Origin of the sequence: Haladaptatus sp. CMAA 1909, assembly GCF_043952005.1 — an archaeon.
GTDB lineage: Archaea > Halobacteriota > Halobacteria > Halobacteriales > Haladaptataceae > Haladaptatus.
Genome location: NZ_JBIOAV010000001.1, coordinates 1228356 through 1251133 on the forward strand (window position 1 = coordinate 1228356; position 22778 = coordinate 1251133).

17 protein-coding genes and 1 tRNA gene are annotated in these 22778 nt (G+C 60.7%); 9 read left to right on the forward strand and 9 right to left on the reverse strand.

Translation table 11 applies throughout. The annotated features are described in order from the left end of the window. Positions 1 to 2 precede the first annotated feature (2 nt). Both ACGYLY_RS06885 and ACGYLY_RS06890 read left to right on the forward strand, forming a co-directional pair. Positions 3 to 1022 carry a lipid II:glycine glycyltransferase FemX gene (locus ACGYLY_RS06885; RefSeq protein WP_395282365.1) on the forward strand — a complete coding sequence of 340 codons (1020 nt, stop codon included), beginning with the start codon at positions 3 to 5 and terminating at the stop codon, positions 1020 to 1022. Positions 1023 to 1095: 73 nt separating this feature from the next. Further along, entirely contained in the window at positions 1096 to 2187 is a 1092-nt protein-coding gene (locus ACGYLY_RS06890) for a hypothetical protein (protein ID WP_395282364.1), read from the forward strand. A gap of 2 nt (positions 2188 to 2189) precedes the next feature. Here the strand turns inward: ACGYLY_RS06890 and ACGYLY_RS06895 are convergent, their stop codons facing one another. The 5 genes from ACGYLY_RS06895 to ACGYLY_RS06915 all read right to left on the reverse strand — a co-directional run bounded on the left by ACGYLY_RS06895 (position 2190) and on the right by ACGYLY_RS06915 (position 5833). Next, the gene (locus tag ACGYLY_RS06895) at positions 2190 to 3290 is read right to left on the reverse strand and encodes a M23 family metallopeptidase (protein ID WP_395282363.1); all 1101 of its coding nucleotides are present in this window, start codon (positions 3288 to 3290) and stop codon (positions 2190 to 2192) included. A 68-nt stretch (positions 3291 to 3358) separates the two neighbouring features. After that, positions 3359 to 4228, reverse strand: a complete 870-nt coding sequence (locus ACGYLY_RS06900) for an ArsR/SmtB family transcription factor (protein ID WP_395282362.1) — start codon at positions 4226 to 4228, stop codon at positions 3359 to 3361. A 51-nt stretch (positions 4229 to 4279) separates the two neighbouring features. Further along, positions 4280 to 4696: an ester cyclase gene (locus ACGYLY_RS06905; RefSeq protein WP_395282361.1), complete on the reverse strand. Its 417-nt coding sequence runs from the start codon at positions 4694 to 4696 to the stop codon at positions 4280 to 4282. A gap of 73 nt (positions 4697 to 4769) precedes the next feature. After that, complete coding sequence (locus tag ACGYLY_RS06910) at positions 4770 to 5615, reverse strand: 3-keto-5-aminohexanoate cleavage protein (RefSeq protein ID WP_395282360.1); 846 nt, start codon at positions 5613 to 5615, stop codon at positions 4770 to 4772. Beyond that, positions 5612 to 5833 carry a hypothetical protein gene (locus ACGYLY_RS06915; RefSeq protein WP_231183657.1) on the reverse strand — a complete coding sequence of 74 codons (222 nt, stop codon included), beginning with the start codon at positions 5831 to 5833 and terminating at the stop codon, positions 5612 to 5614. Before ACGYLY_RS06915 ends, ACGYLY_RS06910 begins: the two co-directional genes overlap by 4 nt. 194 nt (positions 5834 to 6027) lie before the next feature. Here ACGYLY_RS06915 and ACGYLY_RS06920 point away from each other — a divergent pair, with 194 nt between their 5' ends. From ACGYLY_RS06920 to ACGYLY_RS06930, 3 genes are all read left to right on the forward strand, one after another. Further along, positions 6028 to 6708 (forward strand): hypothetical protein, encoded by a 681-nt coding sequence (locus ACGYLY_RS06920; protein ID WP_395282359.1) that lies wholly within the window; start codon positions 6028 to 6030, stop codon positions 6706 to 6708. A gap of 137 nt (positions 6709 to 6845) precedes the next feature. After that, entirely contained in the window at positions 6846 to 7439 is a 594-nt protein-coding gene (locus ACGYLY_RS06925) for a peroxidase-related enzyme (protein WP_395282358.1), read from the forward strand. A 177-nt stretch (positions 7440 to 7616) separates the two neighbouring features. Continuing rightward, positions 7617 to 8708, forward strand: a complete 1092-nt coding sequence (locus ACGYLY_RS06930) for a sensor histidine kinase (RefSeq protein WP_395282357.1) — start codon at positions 7617 to 7619, stop codon at positions 8706 to 8708. Positions 8709 to 8737: 29 nt separating this feature from the next. On the opposite strand, the gene ACGYLY_RS06935 is transcribed toward ACGYLY_RS06930, so the two are convergent. After that, positions 8738 to 10711 (reverse strand): response regulator, encoded by a 1974-nt coding sequence (locus tag ACGYLY_RS06935; protein WP_395282356.1) that lies wholly within the window; start codon positions 10709 to 10711, stop codon positions 8738 to 8740. A 443-nt stretch (positions 10712 to 11154) separates the two neighbouring features. Between ACGYLY_RS06935 and ACGYLY_RS06940 the strand changes: the two genes are divergently transcribed. Beyond that, positions 11155 to 16413, forward strand: coding sequence for an Ig-like domain-containing protein (locus ACGYLY_RS06940; protein WP_395282355.1), 5259 nt, complete (start codon positions 11155 to 11157; stop codon positions 16411 to 16413). A gap of 181 nt (positions 16414 to 16594) precedes the next feature. On the opposite strand, the gene ACGYLY_RS06945 is transcribed toward ACGYLY_RS06940, so the two are convergent. Together ACGYLY_RS06945 and ACGYLY_RS06950 are read right to left on the reverse strand one after the other, a co-directional pair. Then, on the reverse strand, positions 16595 to 17572 hold the full coding sequence (locus ACGYLY_RS06945) for a S1C family serine protease (protein ID WP_395282354.1): 978 nt from the start codon (positions 17570 to 17572) through the stop codon (positions 16595 to 16597). Positions 17573 to 18042: 470 nt separating this feature from the next. Next, a tRNA-Arg gene (locus tag ACGYLY_RS06950) sits at positions 18043 to 18117 on the reverse strand. Positions 18118 to 18218: 101 nt separating this feature from the next. Between ACGYLY_RS06950 and ACGYLY_RS06955 the strand changes: the two genes are divergently transcribed. The 3 genes from ACGYLY_RS06955 to ACGYLY_RS06965 all read left to right on the forward strand — a co-directional run bounded on the left by ACGYLY_RS06955 (position 18219) and on the right by ACGYLY_RS06965 (position 20386). After that, complete coding sequence (locus tag ACGYLY_RS06955) at positions 18219 to 19100, forward strand: geranylgeranylglycerol-phosphate geranylgeranyltransferase (protein WP_395282353.1); 882 nt, start codon at positions 18219 to 18221, stop codon at positions 19098 to 19100. A 158-nt stretch (positions 19101 to 19258) separates the two neighbouring features. After that, a complete protein-coding gene (locus ACGYLY_RS06960; protein WP_395282352.1) occupies positions 19259 to 19894 on the forward strand; it encodes an RAD55 family ATPase in 636 nt (211 codons plus the stop codon). A 69-nt stretch (positions 19895 to 19963) separates the two neighbouring features. Beyond that, positions 19964 to 20386: a CoA-binding protein gene (locus ACGYLY_RS06965; RefSeq protein WP_395282351.1), complete on the forward strand. Its 423-nt coding sequence runs from the start codon at positions 19964 to 19966 to the stop codon at positions 20384 to 20386. Positions 20387 to 20416: 30 nt separating this feature from the next. Here ACGYLY_RS06965 and ACGYLY_RS06970 read toward each other — a convergent pair whose 3' ends face one another. Beyond that, positions 20417 to 22477, reverse strand: a complete 2061-nt coding sequence (locus tag ACGYLY_RS06970; protein WP_395282350.1) for an alkaline phosphatase PhoX — start codon at positions 22475 to 22477, stop codon at positions 20417 to 20419. Between the last annotated feature and the right edge of the window lie 301 nt (positions 22478 to 22778).

Consider the following 22778-nt stretch of genomic DNA (forward strand, 5'->3'; position numbering starts at 1 on the left):
ACATGACGATAGACGTAAAGGAAGCGGACGACAGCACGCTCGAACGATGGAACTCGTTCGTGGACAGATCGGACGAAACGACCCCGTTTCACCGACATGAGGCGCTCACGCACCTCGCGGAAACGGCGAACGCGGAGTTACGGCTCCTCGTCGGCTACAAGGGACAGGAACCGGTCGGCATCTTCCCGCTCTTCGAAACGACGAAGGGGCCGTTTCGGATGGTGTACTCGCCGCCGCCGCACCTCGAAGTGTACTACCTCGGCCCGGCCCTGCTCAACTTCTCGAAGCTGAAACAGCGGAAGGCGGAACGACGACACCGGTCGTTCATCGACGGCTGTCTATCGTGGATAGACGACGAAATCGACCCGCACTACGTGGACGTTCGAACGGTGGACGGCTACACCGACCTCCGGCCGTTCTCGTGGAACGGGTTCGACGTCTCGCCGTCGTACACCTACATCCTCGATTTGACGGAGGAAGATTTGCTGATGGGGTTCAGCCGGGACGCCAGGAGCAACGTCAGGAATCGTGACGACGACTGCACCATTCGGGAGGCGGGCGTCGAAGGAATCGAAGCGGTCATCGGCCAGATTCAGGACCGCCACGCGGCACAGGGGAAGGAGTACCGCATCGATTCCGCGTTCGTGACCGAACTCTACGAGCGACTGCCGGAGGGGTGCGTCCGCCCCTACGTCTGCGAGCGCGACGGGGAAATCCTCGGCGGTATGGTCACGCTCGAAGGCGGGGACACCATCTACCGGTGGCAGGGCGGCGCGAAACACGACCTCGACGTACCCATCAACGACCTGCTCGACTGGCACATCATTCGGGATGCACGGGATAGAGGGCTGTCCCGGTACGACCTCGTCGGCGCGAACTTGCCCCGCCTCTGCCGGTACAAATCGAAGTTCGGTCCGGAACCGGTCGCCTACCACACGGTTCAGCGGAAGGCCGCCCGCATGCAGGCCGTGACCGGGGTGTACCGGCGGCTTCCGTCCGCCCTCAGGGTGGTGTCGGAATGACGGTGCACTCGGCATCTCCCTCGGACTTGCCCGCCCGCCCTCCCTTCCCGACGAAGACGACCCGCCACGCAGCATGACAGAACCGACACGGGACGGACTCGATCGGCGGACGTTCCTCCTCGCAACCGCCGGCGTCGTCGGAGCGGGAAGCGCAATCGGCACGGTAGGCGCAACCAGCGACGCTTCGACGGGAAGCGAAGCGGACCGCGATTGGTCCTTCTCGAACGGGTTCATCCGCCCTTCGAAGTTCGTCCTCGAACAGGGCGACACCTGCGTCCCGCTCGGGATAGTCGCGTCCGACACTCCGGTCGAGGAGTTCTACGATTACCGCTCGTCGGACACCGACCCCGAAGGCTGGTACAGCGCGTACGGTCCCGCGACCGCATTCGAACGGGCGAAAAGCAGCGTCCTCTATCTCTACCGCGGTCCGGAGGGGACGAGCCTCGTCTTCATGCACGGAAAGCGCGGCAGCGAGGACGGGGGAGCCGTCACGTTTCGGTTCTCGGGACTTCCGGAGGACGGGACGTGGGCGGTGACGGACGACCAGTACGACGCTTCGACCAACTACGACACCTTCGCGGAATCGGACGACGGATGGCAGGTCGATTGGACGTGGGCGGGCGATTCCTACCACGGCGGCGGTGCGGACGGCGGCGCGTTCCGGGGACTCACCCGGGACGACGTGGTGACAATTGACCCCGCGTTCAACGAGGTGGCGCGGTTGTACGGACAGCACGTGAACCGAAACTACGTCGGGCCGGTCGAGGGATGGTACGCCCTCGCCGTCGATTCGTCGGGACATCGCTGGCAGTCGCTCGATATGGAACGGCCGGTCGTCATTCGGGCGGGTCGCTGTCGTGGGTCGGCTAGCACGCAAACGACGGCACGAAAAACGACGGAAACGGCCGGTACGCGGACGACGACCAACTCACGAACCACGACCGACACACGATCGACAGGGGCCACGGTCACCACGTCGGATTCGAAACCGACGACGGACACGACGAGCGAATCGACCCGCGACACGACGACCGAGTCGGGGGCGAGCGGCGCGGGAACGAAAACCACGTCGCCCGAGGGACAGGACGGATTAGGGGTGTTGACGGCGATTTCGGGTTTCATCGGAACGGGACTCTCCCTCCATCGACTGCGTGGGGAGGAGTAAGCTCACTCCGGGTTCGAAACCACGCGCTGTCCGGCGGATATGTACCTCCCATTCGCGGCCTCTTCGTCGTTCACCGTCCGTCCTCCGTCGGTGGGGTTTTCGGTCGTCGTGCGAACCCCGTCGAACCGAATCGGCAGCCCCATACCGAGATAGAAGTTCGGGCGGTCTTGGACGTGGAAGTGGAGGTGCGGTTCCGTCGAATTACCGGAGTGACCACAGCGACCGACCCGCTGTCCGCGCTCTACGCGATCGCCCTCCGTGACCGTGACGCTCCCGCGCTGGAGGTGTGCCGAGACGCTGTACTCGCCGTCCGCGTGTTCGATGGTGACGTGGTTACCGAGGATGTTGCGCTGGCGCAGGTCGAGCCAGCCGCCGGCGCGAGGTCCGTCTCGATGGCCGTCGTGCGCCTCGACGACGACGCCGTCCGCGGGTGCGAGTATCGGTTCGCCGTAGCAGAAGTACTGCTCCGGGCGCGACCCGTCGCCGACGTGAGTGCGTCCCTTATCGTCCGTTATCACGAAGTCGTAGGCGTACCGCTGGGTGAGGATGCTCCACGAGTGGGAGTGCTCGCGGGTGGGGCCGCCGTTGATGACCGTCCACGTTCCGCCGTCCGTCACCGCCGCACCCCCGTCGTCAGTGGACTCGTCCCGCACCGAGGCATCGCCGAACGGCAATCGATAGGACCCCGACTGCTCGAACCGGTCGGGGTTCGGCAACCGACCGCGGTATCTGAGGAGTATCGGGACGTGTCCGGCGAACTGGAGCACGCCCTGTACGAACACGAACGGATTCAATTGTAACAGGAGGAGGGACAACCGTGATCGTCGAGTGTACGATTTTCCGCCGATGGCGATCCAGTCGGTCGGGTCTTCCTCGTCTCCGCCGAACGAGGGAAGGACGCCGCGGACGAACGGCCACATTCCGAAGAGGAAGAACAGGGCGAACCGTTGGAGGGGCCGAAGCTTGGGGAACAGATAGCCGGGAATCGAGATAAAGCCGAGGAGGAAGAGGTTCGTCGGGTCGGGGAGACGCGCGAGGATTCCCTCGCGTCGATTCGACTCGTCTCCGTCACCGGACTCGGCCAGACTGCGTGTGCTGGACATCGGGGATAGATGGGTCGGTCAGTCGTTTCAGTGTTTGGCGAACGATTCTTCGATTGGAAACCCGACACTTACTCCACCGTTCGACGAGTCGTTTCCACGACGTGGCCGGTGTCGTCGATGGCGACGGATAGCTCCTCGTCGTCGAGTCGGAAGGACAGCACGTATCGTCCGTCGTCCCCCTCCGAGACGAGGGACGCGTCGTTCCCCGCGAATTCGAGTTCCCACAGGTAGGCAGTCTCCGCCGACCGTCCGTGTCGATGATAAAACGCATTCACGTCCGTCTGACCGAGCAGGCAGAAGCCGAGCGGACCGAGAATCAGACACCCGCACGTCCCGCAGGTCGCACGAAACCGCGGGGCGAGGTGTTCGGGTTCGACGGGTTCGGCGACCGTCGTCATCGCGTCGTAACACTTCGGACACGTCCCGACCAGCGACAGTTCGACGGCGTGAAAGAGGAGCGTCGTCGCCAGTTCGATCAGTTTCTCGACCGTCGCGTCCGCCGCGGCGTTAGGCGGCAGTCCCCACTGAAACAGCAGGTGGTCGTTCTCGCAGGCGACGGTGAGGATCCCGTCCTCGTACCGACCGCTGGCGGTTCCGTCGCAGTCGATGCACGTGCTGTCGAGTTCGACCGGGCCGAGCGTTTCGCGCTCGGTGTAGGTTCCGGCGAGGATGGACGCGGCCATCTCGCTGCCGGCGTAGTTGAGCCGATATCCCTCCTCGGTCTTCTCGATGAAGTGGCCACGGAGTTTCTTCAGGTGATACAGAAATCGCCCGGAATCACGGACGCCGACGCCCTTTCGCAGCTCCGCGAACGAGAGGGCCGGACTGCCCGGTTGCTCCCGCTGGCGGGCCGAGAGTTCCCGAACGATTTCCACCCGTGTCGGGTCGCTCAGCGTGCCGAAGGCCGTCGCCGCGTCGGACGTGTCTTCTGAACCCATCTTCGATACCCGAAAAAACGGGGTGTGGGTGTGTAAGTTCTTTCTCCGAACTCAGACCGCATCGAGTTGCTCCAGCAGCGAGAGCATGTCGCTCTGCGTCCACGTTTCGGCGAGGAGGCCGCCCTCGAATCGATTGATTTCGATGGCACGAAGCGTCACCCGCTCTCCGGTCGGTTCGACGCCGACCATCGCGCCCTCCTGCGTGCCGACCATCGTCCAGCGAACTGCCACCTCGTCGCCCGCGGCGAACGAGTCCTCGATGGCGAACTCCATGTCCGGAAATATCTCCCGGGTCGAATCCGCGAGCGCCTTGTACAACTCCGGGCCGCGGAGTTCCTCGGCGAGTTCCCGGTCGTGGATGACGTACTCGGGATGGACGAGTTCGTCGGCGATTTCCGGACCGTTCCCGTTCCACACCCCGTCGTAGAGGCGACGAATTCGCGTTTCGTGTTCTTCGGGCGTCGTCATTGTCGATAGAACGTTCGCGTCCTCGGTGCGTTACTCTACCGGCGAATTCCGAGTCGATTCGCCTGTTCGGCTTTCAGTGCAGGCCGAGAATCTCGCGCGCCTCCGACGGCGTCGCGACCGGCCGTTGGAGTTCGTCCGCGAGACGGACGACCCGCCGGACGAGTTGTGCGTTGCTCTCCGCGAGTTCCCCGCGACGGTAGTACACGTTGTCCTCCAATCCGACGCGCACGTGGCCGCCGAACAGGATGCCCATCGTCGCGAACGGCAACTGATGTCGTCCGAACCCGAGCGTGTTGAACAACACGCCGTCGGGCAAATCCTCGATGGCGTTTCGGAAGTTTTGCGGCGTCGGGCGCGTGAGGGTTCCCGGCCCGAAGATGAGCGTCGCGTACACCGGTTCGGCGAGATTCCGCCGGTCAAGGAGGCCGTACACCTCGTTTCGGTGGCCGTCGTTGAACACCTCAAGTTCCGGTTTGATTTCCCGCTCTCGCATCTCCTCGTGGAGCGAATCGACCGTCGCCCGCGTGTTCTCGCTGGTGAGATGGTCGTACCGGTTCAGCGGTCCCATGTCGAGTGACGCCATCTCGGGCGGCGGGTCGGTTCGCAGCGGGAGGTGACGGTCCGTAGCGGGTGCGGCGGTGCCGCCCGTCGAGTGTTGGATGATAAGGTCGTCCGTTCGCTCCCTGATGGCGTCGTCTATCGCCTGAAACCGCTCCGTTTCGAACGACCGCTCGCCGTTTTCGGTGCGAGCGTGGACGTGGACGACGGCGGCACCCGCCTCCTCGACGGCGGCCGCCGCGCGACCGATTTCCGCCGGTGTTTCCGGCAGGTTCGGGTTCGCCTCCTTTCCGTGGACGCCGCCCGTCAGCGCCGCCGTGATGATGACCGGATCGCCCGCGAGGTAATTCGCATAGCTCATTCGTCTTCCCCGCCCGCATCGTGTCCCCGGTATATCTCGCAGTGGCGGTCGTGTTCCAGTCCGTATCGGTCGTTGCAGATGTCGGCACGCATCGGTTGGACGAACTCCCCGGCGACGGTGCAGAACGCTCGCGGTTCGTCGAAGACCCGTTCCGTGGCGTTCGCCTGGTCGGTCGGTTCGTTCCCCCCGTTCCGATAGTCGAGATACGGACAAACCATACTACGATGGATGCGAACGAGAATCATAATCGTTCGCTATCATCGATGTCACTCGGTCGCGGTCTTCGACAGCTCGCCGGAAACATCTATCCGAACATTCGTTACTGTAAAAAGTACACCACAATACGTTACCAGACATGACCGTATTATTTAACTGCGTTTCTTGTCGTTCGAACGTATCTACCGTTCTGTACATGGATACTACACGACGCTCGGTACTGGGTGCAGTCGCAACGCTCGCAACCGTCGGCGCAGGTGCAAGTCAGGTCATCGCACAGGAGAGTCTCCCCATCGAAGTCACGCAAGTCGCGTCCGAGGAGGAGTACGTCGTGTTCGAGAACACGGAGATGGACGACGTGGACGTTTCGGGCTACGTCGTCGCGTTCGAATACGGCAACTCGGGCACCGACCAACGAAGGAAACTGCCCGAGGGAACGGTCATCGGTGGCGGTCAATCCCTCATCATCGCGACCGGCGCGAAGGAAGTCCCGATAGCGGACGTGAAATTCGATTACGAGAGGGGTATGTTGAACAACGACGAAAAGGATGTCGTCGCCCTCCTCACGCCGGACGAATCGACCGTCATCGCCAAGAGCGACGGGTCGGCGGACTCGACGACGACGACAACGAACACCGAAGACGAGGGGTCCGACGACGGTGACGAAGAATCCGACGGCGGTGACGATGGGACGACGTCGACCGAGACGGAGGACCGATCGGACGATACGAACGAAGAATCGACCGACAGTGAGTCGACCGACAGCGAGCCCAGCGATAGCGGTTCGTCGGACGGGACGAGCGACGAGGAATCGGGAAGCGAAGACGAATCGAACGATTCCGAATCGAGCGACGACGACTCCGAAGAGGACTGTTAAATCGACACCGGTCCCTTCGGGTTCGCCTCGGGAACGATCCTCCCGCAGTGATGCGGTGAACGTGCGGAGGATACCGGTTAGCGTTCACTTTCGCTTCGGAGAGCCTCGTTAAGTGGCGACGCGCCGAATTCGGCGTCATGCCCGAACCGACACTCTCCGACGAGGCACAGCGACGATTTCCGGTTCCCGATTACGAGGATATTCCCGACGACCTCCGCGAGCGCATCGACGAGGAGACGGAACGCGCCGGGTTCACGCCCAACGTGTTCGCGGCGCTCGCGTACAAGCCCTCGCACTTCCGCGCGTTCATGGCGTTTCACGACGCCCTCGTGGACGACACGTCGCTCGACCGCGAGGAGGTGGTGATGATAGTGGTCGCCGTCTCCGGCGTCAACCACTGTTATTACTGTAACGTCGCCCACGGCGCGCTCGTCCGAATCTATGCGAAACACCCCACCCTCGCCGACCAGTTGGTGGCGAACTACCGACAGGCCGACGTGAGCGAGAAACGGATGGCCATGCTCGACGTGGCGGTGAAACTCACCGAACGGCCGACGGAGGTGTCCGAGGGCGACCTTCAACTGCTGTCCGACGTCGGCTACAGCGACGAGGAGATATGGGACATCGGGAGCGTGACGGCCTTCTTCAACCTCTCGAACAGGATGGCGCTGTTCGCCGACTGGCGACCGAACGACGAGTTCCACACGATGGGCAGGGAACGGCGGGAATAGTCAGCGACAGCCAAACCGATGCGAACCCGTTGTCCGCTCTTTATCTGAACGGATTTTTGTACGAACCCCGACAATTTTAGAACGCACCGTTGGGACTCGTTTGTGGGTTTCTGACGGACGACAGGGATGTTCTTGTAAGCATATTCTTATATAGCGTTTCACTATAATTGCAGTCGTATGAGGGGGCCGGATGACACTGGCGAAAACACACTGGCCACTTGGCTCACGGACGCCACCGTGGCAGAGCGGTGTTATGCATTCGTCGATAGCACGACGGACATCTTCACGCACATCAGGCCGGACGGAGAGATGACCTACGTTACGAACACGGAAGCGATGCTGGGTCGAAGTAGGCAGGAATTTCTCGAAACGCCTCTTGAGGAGTTTATCCATCCGGAAGACAAAGCGCGCGCGATCGAGTGCTTCGAGTCGGCGCTGGCCGGTACGGCCCCGAGTACGGTCGAACTCCAGTTTCGACACGGCGATGGACACTGGATTTGGATAGAGAGCAGCGCTTCCCCGATCCCGTCCGAGTACGACCTCGACGGTGTCGTGACGGTGACGCGTGATGTCACGGAGCGCAAACGACGGGAACAGAAGTTGAAAGCGACGCAAACGGAACTGGAACAGTCGAACGAAAAATTACGGCGACAGAACCGCCGTCTCGATCGATTCGCTTCCGTCGTCTCCCACGACTTCCGGAATCCGCTGAGCATCGCTAATGGGCGGCTCAGACGTGCCCGCAAAGAGCACGACAGCAAGTATCTCGATGCGATGGTGGAACCAATCGACCGAATGGCCAGAATGATCGACGAACTGCGAACGCTCACGATGAGCCAACGTCGAACCACGAAAACCACGCCCGTGTCGATCGGCTCTCGTGCCGAAACCGCGTGGGCGACGACCGACACGGGCGACAGTGAACTCCACGTCCTGATCGATCGGCGGACCCAGTACGAGGCCGATCTCGGGTTGCTCGATCACATCTTCGAGAACCTGTTTCGGAACGCCGTCAACCACAATCGGGAACCAGTGACGGTAACCGTCGGTTCGCTTGCGGGCCGGGCCGGCTTCTACGTAGCGGATGACGGCACCGGGATACCATCGGAACGAGTCGATGACGTCTTGGAGTACGGCTATTCGACGGCAGGTGAGGGAACCGGCGTGGGTCTCACTATCGTCAGCGAGTTCGTCGAGGCACACGGATGGGAACTGACGATTGCAGACTCCGAGGACGGCGGGGCGAAGTTCGAGATATCCATTCCGTAAACGCTCGCCCTTCTATCCTGTAGCCATCCTTATCGTCTCCGGCCGTCCGGGGAATCGTTCAGGCCGCCGAAGATCTGTCGGAACAACTTCCGTTGTGCCACTCGGAGGTGCTGGAGATACGTCGTGTGGGTTATTCCGAGCGAGTTGGCGATGTCGATCGCAGAGTGTCGTCGGGGGCGGTCGAAGTATCCCTGATGATAGGCCGCTTCGAGCGCAAACAGTTGTTTCTTGGTCAGGGAATCGATTTCCATCCGCGTGGATCTATCTTCCCTATGACCCACTGTCTGCTGGACGACCGAACGCACGACGACGGGGGCATAGTGCTCGTTCAATCGGTCCATCGCGGGTTGCAGGTACTCCCTACTGGAGAGTTCGAAGGTGATGGTTGCGCGACCGGGGGTTACGGTCGTGGATCGAACGAGCGCACCGACGGATCCGAGGTGTGATTCGGGTGTGTCATCTTCGACGATGACTCGATAAATGGTTGGTTCGCCGCTATCGACTTCCAGGGTACGAATCGATCGGTGGTCATCGAGTACGTCGACGAAGGTTTCGGGGGTGTCGGCCGAACACGCCAGATATTGAACGTGCGTGTCCCCGTCGATGACTTGCGTTCCGTTGACTATCACTTCGAAGGCGGGGTGATCGAACCGCTCGGAGAGAATGCGCGGAAGGTAGTAGGCGTCCGACTCGACCTCGGCCTCGACGATGACTCCCTCCGCGCTGGTCAGGGTCTGTCGTGTCTCGATGTGGTGAATCGCGAAGCTGACCGTCTCCGCTACCTCGGCCAAGAGCGAGCGCTCGGCTTCATCGATCCGGTAAGGCTCCTTGCGATAGACGGCGAGAATTCCATAGGAGATGTCCTCGTGGCGAAGAGGGATCGCATATCCGGTCCGAAAGCCGTTTTCGAGGGCGTCGTTTCGTCGTTTTGTCGGCATGAGGGCTTCGAAGTCCGGAACGAGTTGCGCGTCACCGGTTCGACCGCACCAGAGGATTGGGTCCCCACCGTGGTCCACGTCGGTTGCATCGTCGCTCAGATCGGTGATGTACTCATTCTCGCCCGCTGTCGTCCTGGTTCGAACGCCTCTTTTGTCCGCGGTTCCGATCCAAACCAAGTCATATCCGTAGGAGGAGAGAATGCCTGTAATCTCCGATTCGAGTTCGTCCCGGGTTTGGGCGCTGACCAGTCGCTTCTGTACCGCTTGGTTGAACTCCCGCTCTCGCTTGAGGGTGCGCTCGCGTGACCGGCGGAGGGTGACGTCACGAATCGAAAGTAACGTCGCAAATTCGTTCTCGTAGGTGATCGCGTCTCCGAGGAGTTCACAGTGGCGAACCTCACCGGTCGACCTGACGAGACGAACCTCGCGTAATCCGGGGTCGTCACCGGAGCGAGTCGCTCTTACGAGATCCCTGACGAGTTGGTGATCGTCCCCTTGAACATAGCGGAGAATCGAGCGAGGTGTTGCGGTATCGACGCTCGATTCACACAACGTTTCGAACCGATCATTTGCGAAAACGATGTCCTCGTCTCGGAGAATCACGATCGCATCACGGGTCTGTTCGATGACGGTCCGATACCGACGTTCGCTTTCTCTGATTTCCGCCCGCAGTCTCGCGCCTTCGACGGCCTGCCGAATGCGATTCACGAATACCGGCGCTTGGTTCGCCCGAGGGTCTTTTCGGAGATAATCGGTAACTCCCGCGTTGATCGCTCGGGCCGCGACGTCCTCGCTCCCCTCCCCGGTCACGAGAATGAATGGGAGGTTCGGTCGCGACTCTTGAACGCGTTCGAGCATCTGAATGCCGTCGATTTCGGGCATTCGGAAGTCGCTAACGACACAATCTATCGAATAGTCGTCGGCGAGAGAGAGGATCGTCTCGTTCACGCTCAGGGCGACCGACACCGCGAACGCGGGGTCCTCGTACTCTAACTCACTGGCGATGTACTTCGCCCACTGCTCGTCGTCGTCGACGAACAGGACGTTGATCGGCTCCTCGCTCACTACCATTCACCTCCGATGACGTGGCGATATCCGCGAGTCGAAGGCGCACGGTGAAAACGTGCCGGGATGTGATCATTGATATTCATAAACTGGGTTTCAATGTCCGTTTACATATATGTTCCCAACATATGAAGGTATTTTCGTGGCGGATACCCGATCGAGTTCGGATGTCATCCGCTCGGTAGAGCCAATTATACCTTCACATGAAGGGGTTTCACTTATCGAAGCGTCGTTCATTGACCACATCCATACACTCTTTCCACGACTATGACCTGTTCAAGATCGGATACACTTATCGAACTGAGAACGAACACGCTCGCTGATCGTCACGGATGCACCAACAGCGACTCGGGTGCAGCTCCGAATAGCGGGTGGTCGATGTGACGTTCGGTGGTCGTCCTGGGATAGGCCACCGTCCGCTAACCCGTACAATCGTACTCTCCATGGCCGTCGTCGTCGGGTTCTCGATGCTCGCAGGGACCGGAATCGTGGGCACAGCACAGGCCGCCGCGCCGGATTGCGGCGCGGTCACGTTTGCAGGGGTGGGCACGGTTCAGGACCCGTACCGAGTGAGCACGCTCGCGGAGTTGCAGTGTGTCGGGCAGACGGACGGAACGACGCTGAGCGACCACTACGAACTCCAAAACGACATCGACGCGAGCGACACCGAAAACTGGGCCGGTGGGTTCGACCCGATCGGCGATTCCTCAACGAAGTTCACGGGCGAGTTCGACGGGCGAGGGCACGTGATTTCGAATCTCACCATCGACCGAAGCGGTGCAAGCTACGTCGGACTGTTCGGAGCTGCCGACAGCGCGCGTCTGGAAAGCGTCGGCCTGGAAGACGTCGACATCTCCGGTGATAATCTGGTCGGTGGACTGGCCGGAGACATGCAAGGAGGGACGGTGAACGAGTCGTACGTGACAGGAGAGGTGACCGGTGATAACTTGATCGGCGGGTTGATCGGCAGCAACAGTTGGGTGGGTGCCCTAACAGGCGCGTCAGTGTCCGATTCGTACGCGACAGCGGACGTTACAGGTAACGATGACGTGGGAGGTCTGATCGGGCAGAACAACGCAGACGTCGACGAAGCGTATGCGACGGGAACCGTCGAAGGCGCCGACGCAGTCGGTGGGTTGATCGGGTACCAGAGAAGCGGTACGGTCACTGACACGTACGCCATGGGTGACGTGACCAGTACCAGTGATGGCGACGTCGGCGGACTGGTCGGCTTCGTTGAAGACGGCAGTATCCACCGGGCGTATGCGACGGGCACCGTCACGGGCGGTAATACGCTCTACAAAGGGGGAGCCGTCGGGAGGAACCAGGGGACCGTCGCGACGACGTACTGGGACACTGAAACGACCGGATTCACCTATTCGAGGGGCTCTGACTCATTCCACGGCCTAACCACGACCGAGATGCAGGGAACGACTCTCGATGATAATTTCAACGGAGACATCGTCTCCAACACGAACTGGGAGACTGTCGGCGCAGGGGACTCCGATGCGACTGCAGACGGCTATCCAGTCCTGACAGCACTCGACCGTGAGACGCAACTCCAGCACCAGGGGATCTGGAAGGAACTCACGGTCGCAACGCTCGACGCGAGAGACGTCACCGCAGTCGCCGGCGAATCCGGCCAGATCACCGTCACGGCCTACGAGGACGGCGCACAAACGATCGATTCCGGTGATGGCGCAGTCATCGAGGTTACGAGTGCCGACGGATTGACCGGTCTCACCGCCGGAGATACGGCGACGACGGACGGGAACGGCGTCGCCACCTTCACGTTCGACGAGGAGACGGCCGACGACTACAGCCTCGAATTCGCGTGGGCCGACGACGCCGCTGTCACCGATTCGACGACTGTCACCGTCGAGTCCGACGCTGCGAACTCCGTGGCCGTCGATACACAGCCAACCACGTCCACCTCTGGCGAGGTGATTGCGGGGTCGCCCGCGGCGACGGTCACTGACCAGTACGGAAACCCGGTTCCTGGCGTTACCGTGGACGTCGAAGCGGGAGGTGGTGCGGGCAGCGTCGTGGACGGGTCGACGTCGGTCACTACGAACGCCAACGGCGTCGCTGCGTTCGATGATCTGGTCATCGAGACCGCCGACACGTACTCGCTGACGTTCTCCATCGACAGCACCGTGCAGGGGGTTTCGGCATCGGACACCGTCCAAACGAACGCGTTCACCCTGAACGCTGCCGACGCGGATTCGCTCACCATCACCGCGATTCCCGGCACGATTCAGGCCGGTGACGGCGCTACCGTCGCTATCGAGGCCACCGACGAGTACGGCAATCCCGCCGCTGACCAGACGCTCACCGATTTCGAGATGACGTCCGAACACGACGACACCGTCTTCGGGCCAACGACGGTAACACTCGATGCAAACGGAACGTACGAGGCAACCATCGACGCTGACACGTTAACGACCAGCGATGACGCCCACGAACTGACCGTCACCGCCGATGACGTCACCGGCGACATGGAAACACTGACCGTCGAACGCGGCGATGCAGCAACCCTCGAATTCGCCCACCAGCCCGCCGACACGGTCGCTGGCGAAACGATCACTGACGGGCAGGGACGAGACGTCACCGTCGAGTTACGCGACGAGTACGGGAACCTCGTTGGGGACGCGACGGACGAAATCTCGCTCTCGGTAGTAACCGGGGAAGGGACGCTGAGAGGGGATATAAGCGTTCCTGCCACAGCAGGCGTCGCGTCGTTCGGCGACATCAGCCTCACCGAGGCCGATACGTACTCCCTCGACGCCTCCGCAGTCGGTGTGACTTCGAACGAATCGAACGAGTTCACCATCGTACCTGCAGGTGCGACTACCGTCGCCGTCGAAACACAACCAGGCGTGACTCAGACCGCGGGCGAAACCATCACCGGTCCTCCTGCGGCGACGGTCACCGACCAGTTCGAGAATCCGATCCCCGGTGTCCCTGTCGCCGTCGAAGGAGTTGGCGATGGATCGATCACCGGCGGAAGCACGAGCGTCGCGACCGACAGTGGCGGCGTTGCCACGTTCGATGATCTGGTGATCGAAAACGCCAGCGACGACTATCGATTCGAATTTTCGATCACCAAGGGGGAAACGAACGTGTCCACGTCGAACTCGACAGAAACCGGTCCGTTCGACGTCGAAACAGCGACACCGGCCCGGATAAACGCCACGGTCACCACCCATAAAGCGACGGCGAACGGAACGGACACCGTCACGTTCACCGTGACGATAACGGACGAGTTCGACAATCCGGTCAACGGAACGACCGTCGGAATCGAGGACACCGAAGATAGCGACGACCTCGATGGAATCGGCCCGAAGGACACTCGAACCACGGACGCAGCGGGCCGAGCGACATTCATTGCTACATCGACGAACGCGGGCGAATACGCGGTCGAATTCGGCGAAACGGACGCGGGAACCGATACCGCGACCGCCACGTTCGTGCCCGGTGCTGTCGAGACGGTGGTTGTCGAACCGACGGAAAATACGACCATTAACGCTGGAGATACGATAACGTTCAACGCAACCGCGTACGACGCCAACGATAATATCGTCGAAGATGCGGACAACGCGTTCACGTGGACGAACTCGACCGGCGAGGGACTGTTCGATATCACGGGCGCGGGAACGTACGCCGTGACGGCGTCGCTCGACGACGTCGCTGCAGACCCCACGACGGTGACTGTCGACCCGTCTCCCGTCGATTCTGTGGAGATTAACCCCGAATTGGATCGGGAGATAACCGCGGGTGAGACGGTGGATTTCGACGCGACGGCATACGACGAGTACGGCAACGTCGCCGAAACCAACGATAGCGAGTTCACGTGGTCGAACACGACCGACGAGGGAGTATTCGGGAACACGACCGCGGGAACGTACGACGTCACGGCCGAGCACGCTAAAATCGTCTCGAACAGTACTTCGGTCACCGTCGGCCCAGCGAACTCGAGTTCAGTCGTCATCGAGACACAACCAGCGGATACGGTGGCAGGCGACGAAATTGCTGGCCCGCTCGTCGTCACCGTCCTCGACGAATTCAACAATTCGATCGCAAACGTCGACGTAACCGTGGAGACGAACGGGTCGGGTATCGACAACGGAACAACGGTCATTCAGACGAACGAAACCGGCCATGCAGAGTTCACCGACATCGTTATCGAAACCGCAGGAATCTACGAGATCGACATCGAAGCCGTCGAAAGTGGTGTGAACGCAACCGCCGACCCGATTACTATCTTCCCCTCCGACCCCGATACCGTCTTTGTGTACATCGACCCCGGGAATACGACCGAGGGCCACGTGATCGGCGGACCACCGACCGCCGTCGTGACCGACGAGTTCGGCAACGCGATCGTCGATGACAACGTTACAGTGTCTGCAAACTCCACCGCGTTCAGTGACGGGAACACCACCGCGTCGACGAACGAAACTGGTCACGTCGCGTTCGACGATCTGATAATCGATACCCCAGGCGTGTACAACCTGACGTTCGACGCGGAAGGCGTCGCCGAGAACGCAACTACGAACGGGTTCACGATCGACGAGGCTCCCGAACCACCATCCCCGTCTCCCGAGCCGGGTACGTCCGTCAGAACCGATGATGTCGACGGCGAAGACACCACTGACCAGCGAGTAACGGTCGAGAACCCACGACCTGATGTGCCAATCATCATCGAGGGGCCACCCGTAGACGTCACCAACTCGGATCACGCGGACACGGAGAGAGCGCCTCTCTCGCACGTCGGGAACTTCCAACTCGACCGTCTGACCCTCCGAGTTGATTCGGATGACGACTTCAACATCGACGTCACGACGTACGAAGCCGACCTTACGCCGAGCTTTGCTCGCACCGACGACGGTACGACCAACGAGGACGTTCAAACCGCCGCTGAGAGCTTCGAGAGCGAATTACACACCGTCTCAGTCGGCTACATTCACGTCGATCATACGTTCGACAACCAACTGGTGAGAAACGCGACGTTCGAGTTCAGTATCAACAAGACTTCTCTCGACGCACTCGGCGTCGACCCTGGTGACGTTACATTGTACCGCCGAGACGAACCCGGCAACTGGAACGAACGTCCCACCGAATACGTTGACAGCGACGGATCGTACTACCAGTTCAAAGCCGACGTCCCCGGTTTCTCCGTCTTTGCACTCGGTACAAGCGCACCAACGGCCCGGGTAGTCGAGGCCTCACTCGACGAAACCCGGATCACCGACACCGAAACGGCCACCGTTACAGTTACCATCGAGAACCGAGGCCAGTTCCAAGCAGAGAAGACCGTGTATCTACATTCGAACGGACAGCCCATCGCCTCCGAAACGGTGACCCTCGACGGAGGGGCATCGGAAACCGTCGCGTTTGCGTACGATCCCGATGCACCCGGAGATTACACCCTTTCCGTCAACGACGTGGAAGTCGCCCCCGGACCCCTCACCGTCGACGCCGATTCCACGTCACCTGACATCACTGACACCACATCGCCGGGAACCTCCAACACCACTGGCTCCACGTCATCGGGGACCGCTGGCACCACTGGTTCCACCTCCACGAGGACCACCGACAATGCGCCAGCAGATGCCACAGATGGTATCCCTTCGTTTGGCCTTCTAGCTGCCATCACCGTGCTGATCGTATTCGCCTATTTCATTCGCTTTCGTCGAGATTGATCGCGCGTACGACGTTGGAATCGAGTTCTCCTTTCGAATAAATTGGGTGGCTGTTGATGCGTGGGAGATACTACCCGACAAATTTCATGAGTTCGGCACCTCACTTCGTTCGCGTCAGAACCGCGTGCGCTGCAGGCGCTCATTCACGCGATGAGCGATTTTTGCTTTCCAGTATCCAGTATCACTCGCGGCCGTTCGCCGTTTCAGTAACGGTCGCTCGTGGTGTCGTCGATGTTCGCGGTGGCGGCGGTGGATACTCACCCACAGTTACCTGTACGTTTTTCTGCTCTCCGTTACGGAGAACGGTGAACGTCACCGTTTCGTTCGGACGGGTTTCCAAGTAGAGATACGTGTAGAGATCCGCTGTATCTTCGACGGGGACGCCATCGACGGCGAGGATAACGTCGCCGCCGACGGGAATCGAATACTGCCGGATCTCCTTCGAAACAGCGGTGGCCGGTCGTAGCTTGTTCCGTGCCGGACTATCCGCGGTCAGATTGGCCACCATCACTCCTCGCGTAGTGTCGATGTCGTTCGCTTCGGCGACGGTTGCGTCGACATCGATCGTTCCAGCGCCGATGTACGAGAGCGGGTAGGATCCGTCGGCGATGATGGCTGGAACGATCACGCGAAGTGCCCTCGACGAGATTCCGAAGTTCGTTACGGACGTGGGACCGGCAACGGTCATGCCGACGACTTCACCCCGACAGTTCATCCACGGGCCGCCGCTGCTCCCGAATTCGATACTCGCGTCCGTCTGTATCATCGGTGCCGTCGAAATCGTGACGCCGTCCGCGTTCTGGTACGTCAGAGATCGGTTGACGCCGCTCACAATGCCCCCTGTAATCGACTCCTCGTAAAATAACGGCGAACCGAAGACGGCTATCTCTTGCCCACGTTCGATCGAATCGCGGCTAATCGGTACCGTAGTGGCTGATTCTGGGACGTTCTCTACTCGAATTACGGCGATGTCGGTGGGTTCGTTCGCCCCGACAACGGTCGCCTCCGCCCATCGACCGCCTTCGAATCCGACGTCGATGTCCGTCGGATCGTCCAATTCAGCCACGTGCCAGTTTGTGACGATGTACGCGCCCGAGTCGTTTATTTCGTATATCCATCCCGAAGCCTCCCACGCGGAAACCCCATTGTGAGCTGCCACTTCCACGACTCCGGTCGAAACACTGCTGGACAGCCCCGTATAGTTGCACTCGGTTACTTGAGGACGGTCCGTAACACGCTCGTCGCTTCCAACTGCCGCGGTCGAAGATGTCGTTCGCGCGTCTTGACGCACTGCTGCTCCGGAACCCCCTGCGATGACGAGCATGAGTACGAATACTCCGATAAACAAGCGTCCGGCAGTGTCGTGGGACATCTCACCAGCCAGACGGGGCACCGAATCTTTGTTAATCGGTGCGTTCTCGCTCGTTGCTGCCGAGCAACGCCGATTATCGACCCCGTCGTCGGCATTTACCGCTCTCCACGGTTCGCAACGGAGTCTCTCGCAGAATGATGGGCGCTGCAGGATTGTGAACTACGTCCGAGAACCTGCGCAAAGCGCAGAACCTCGGTCTAGTTCAATCCTTCGCGCGTCACGTTGCTCCCGCTCACGAAGTTGTTCGCGGAAGCAAGTGGGCGCTGCAGGATTTGAACCCGCGGCAACTTGGTCCGAAGCCAAGCACTCTGTCCAGACTGAGCTAAGCGCCCGTACTCAACGATACTGGCCCCTTCTTTTTAAACGTCGTGGTTTCGTCTCGTGGAAATCGCATTCCGACCATTTATACGGCGTGGCCCGAGTACGTCGCCGTATGAGTACAGACGGACGTGCGAAGGGGCTGTTCGAACTCACACGTCCGGGGAACACCTTCGCGGCGGGCGTGCTCACGTTCATCGGGGCGTTCGTCGCGGGTGGCGTCTTCACCGACTCACAGCCGGTTCAGGTCGCGGCGGCCGTGATGGCTACGTGGCTGGCGACGGGGGCGGGCAACGCGATCAACGACTACTTCGACCGCGAAATAGACCGGATCAACGCGCCGGACCGACCCATACCGCGCGGCGCGGTCTCACCGAGAGGCGGGCTGATTTTCAGCGTCGTGCTGTTCGTCGGTGCCATCGTCGCTGCGCTCGCACTGCCCGTCTTCGCGATCGCCATCGCGGCGCTCAACCTCCTCGCGCTGGTGGCCTATACGAGGCTGTTCAAGGGACTGCCGGGGGTGGGGAACGCCGTGGTCGCCTACCTCGGCGGCAGCACGTTTCTGTTCGGGAGCGCCGCGGTCGCGGCCGACGCCGGAAGCCACGCCGTTCCGGTCGAGGGAATTCGAACGGCGGGTATCCTCTTTCTCCTCGCCGCGCTCTCGACGTTCACGCGCGAAATCATCAAAGATGTCGAGGACATGGCGGGTGATCGCGAGGAGGGACTGAACACGCTTCCGCTGGCCATCGGTGCCCGCCCTGCAACCGCGTTCGGGGTGGTGCTGCTTCTCGTCGCGATAGCCGCGAGCCCGCTCCCGTTTCTGTGGGGCGTGTTCGGAGGTGCCTATCTCGCGGTCCTCCTCCCGGCGGATGCCATCATGCTTTATGCAGCCGCCGAGAGTTTCGACGATCCGACAGCTGGACAAAACCACTTAAAATATGGTATGTTCCTGGCTGCGATCGCGTTCGTAATCGGTCGCATAGCCGTTCTCATTTGAGTGTCTTCGGATGAATAGATAGCAATCAAAAAGAATATAAGCGGTTCCCCAGATATTAATCCCAGATGAGAAAGGGGGAGAAAACTGGCACTTCGTCGGCTCTCTCCCGGGCTCAGTATCGAACAATGCGGTGCGACCGTGCACGGTGATGAGGTATCATGTACAGTATAGGTGAGCCGTTTCCCGAGACGGAACTCAACCCGGGAACGAATCTGCTCGTTGCGGGACCGCCGATGACGGGAAAGCGGCGGCTCGCGTTCGACGTGCTCGCACACGGTGATGGCGACGGAATAATCATCGTAACGACGAAAAGCACGGGTGAGCAGGTGCTCTCGGACTACGAATCCCGGCTCGACGGCCGGGACTCCTTCATCGGGGTGGTCGATTGCGTTTCGAAACAGCAGGGGATGAGTCCACAGCGGGTCGAAAGCGTCGAATTCGCCTCTTCGCCGGTGGACATGACCGGAATCGGTATCAAGCTCTCCGAGTTCCTCCAGCGGTTTTACGATTCGGGCGTCCGTTCCAATCGAATCGCCTTCGACTCGCTCTCGACGCTTCTCATGTACTCGAACCTCCAGACCGTGTTTCGGTTCCTTCACGTTTTCACCGGTCGAGTACAGAGCGCGGAAGCCTTCGGTTTGTTCGTCATCGACTCGTCGGCCCACGATGCCCAGACGATGAGTACGCTCAGGCAGCTGTTCGACGGCGAGATAGAGGTTCGCGAAGCGGAAGACGGCGGGTCCGAGGTTCGGTTGAAGGGCGTCGGCCCGACGACCGATTGGCAACCGCTCTGACTCGATACCTATCGACGCCTTGTGCCCGGAGGGCCAACGCTTTTGCGCGCTCGTAGCGTTCGTTCCGGCATGCCAATCGAAGGAGACGAGGAACTTCGAGACGTTCTCGAACTCGATACGGTCGCGGTCGTTGGCTGCTCTTCGACGCCCGGAAAGGACGCCCACGAGATACCGAAATATCTCCGGGATCATGGCTACGAGGTCATCCCGGTGAACCCCTTCGCGGACGAAATCTTCGGACGCGAGGCCGCCGATTCCCTCGACGACGTGGACGAGGAGATAGACATCGTGGACGTGTTTCGGCCGAGCGAGGAGGTGTCCGAAATCGTCGATGCCGTCCTCGAACGCGACGACGTGGATGTGGTGTGGATGCAGTTGGGAATCCGTGACGACGACGCCGCGAAACGGGCGGAGGACGCCGGAAAGCGCGTAGTGCAGGACCGCTGTATGAAGGTCGAACACGGTCGGCTGATGGGGCAATCTCCCCGCTAACCGTCGAAAAATGCGACGCGTCGCTCGTTTCTACTCTTCGGGTTCGTACACGTACAGGCAGTCGTTGCTGTACGACCGACCGAACTTGTCGGCGTCCTCACAGCAGAGGACGCGGCCGTCGTCCATCACGTAGATGTTGTCGACGTTGATGAGCGCGTCGTCCGCGATGTCCGCCGGGTCGCTCGCGTCGGGGCCGACGATGACCGGTTCGAGCGTCGAGACGTTGTAATCGTCCTCGAGTTCGGCGCGGTAGACGACGCCGCCGTCCACGCGGTCGAGTCGGATATCACCGAGCGTGTCGGCGAGCGCGTCGTTCAGTGCCGAGATGGCGAAGTAGACGTAGTCACCGGGTCTAGCGCCGTCGACGCTGTCCACGCCTTCGGCTTTGTTGAACTCGATGGTCGCACCGATCTCCTTGGCGGCCGCGCGGGTTTCGAGGAAGGGAACCTTCCTGAGTTCCTCGTCGACGCCGTCCGGACCGTCGCTTTCGTACTGCTCGGCCCACTCGACGATTTCCTCGTTCGTGATGTAGTTCCGGTTGCCGTTTTCGACGATTTCCTTGTCGGCTTCTTCGAGTGCCGTTTCGAGGTCGTCCTCCCAGTCGGTGTCGGCGTGGGTTTCGAGGTAATCGACCTGCGTGACGTCATCGTATTTCGAAATCCACTTTTCGACCTCGTCGTTCGCGGCGTGGCCCAGTTCCAGCCACTCGAATTCGAGGTTCACGTCGGCGGGCGGGTTCTTCTTCGCCGCTTCCTCGTTGGTCACTTTCGGCGCGTAGAGCGTTCCTGCGACGTTCATCGGGTCGCAGTAGCCGTCGATTTCCTCGTCGGCGACGAACTTGTAGATGCCCTTGCTGTCGCCGTCGGAACAGCCGTACACGGTTCGTTTGTCGCTCTGTATGTCGGGCGACTCCCACGAGGCTCGGCCCATCACGTAGTACTTGATGGGTTGTGGCGTCTCCGCCATCGGATCGCGGAAATCGACGAAGTAGCCGTAGCGGTACGGGTTCGGGTAGACGTCCCCTATCGGTTTCGTCGTGTTGCTCGCGTCATCGGAGGATTGGTCGACCGGCAACGACGTCTGGTCGACCCGTTCGGCACCGAGGTAGTACGCGAGGAATTCGAGGCCCGTAAGTGCCCAGTAGCCTTGGACGCCCCACGATTCGTCGCCGTAGTAGCCGTCGATGGCCTCCTGAATTCCGTTCGGATTCGGTCGGTTCCAGAACTGACAGCCGCCGATGAGGTCCTTCCCGGTCCCCTGCTCGACGATATCGCTCACCTTTGCGGTCAGGGAGACGCGGGGCTGTGCGTAGTTCTCCTCGGCGGATATCATCGTGTTCCACGGGGAGAGGTCGCCGTAGCAGTTGATCCGCGTCCCACCCAACTCGCGCATCGGCTCGGTGTTCGCGAGGTTGATGGCGTTCTCCAAGTCGGCGGTCCAGCCACCGTCTCCGTCCTGACTGATGGGGATTTGCGAGACGTTCCCGGGGCTGTTCTCCCAGTTGGTGAAAAGGTAGCCTTCGGTACCCTCCTCGTTAGTCGGGACGAACTGGTTGCAGTCGGGATTGGAAGCGGGGTCGCCGTACTGCGTTCCGGCGAAGTTGTCGGGCGTGATGTTCCACCCGTCCGGCGTCTGGGTGATGCCGAGTCGTTCGGTGCCGCCGTTGATGCGGTCTTCTTCCTGCGCGATGAACGTGAAATCGCCGCTCGCGCTCCGTATCATTCCCTTCTCCTCGTTCGTCTGCGGCGTCGAAAGCCCGGAGAAGTCGTCGTTGCTTCCGTCCATGGAGAACTGGAAGCCCTCGAAGTAGCCGATGCCGGACGTGTTGTACGGTGCGGGGTTGTCTCGGCTCGGGTGTTGGAGGCTGTACAGGGGCGTTCCGTCCTCGAAGACGAACGGTCCCGTCACTTCCGCGCCGAACGCGGTGGACGAAAAGCGCTTGAGGTTCCCCTTCACGTAGGGGGCGCTCGGGGTATCGTCGTCCTCCGGCGGTTCGGTACTCTCGATTCCGATGACGTTCGAGGAAACGCTCGCACCGAGGGTGGCGGCGACCGATGTGGCCATCAGTTTGCGTCGGGTGAACTCGACCATGCGAACGATGATTTACAGGAGTACAATATGTAAATTTATAATATCCATATGGGGGATATTGGTTCGATACGACGTCTATGTACCGATTTTCTCGACAGTGTCGAAAAGACAAAACGTTCGGACATATCTCCGAGAGAACGGCTTTCCTGCGGGGATGGGCGGGCGTTCGTCCGTCCGTTTCCTTCTCCCCCAACTATAGTCCGTTTACGAATATTCTATCCAACAATTTCGGAGCGTAATGAGATGGCGTTTGGGACGAACTTCCGCGGAGCTACGTGCCGAAAAACCGAACCACCATTCC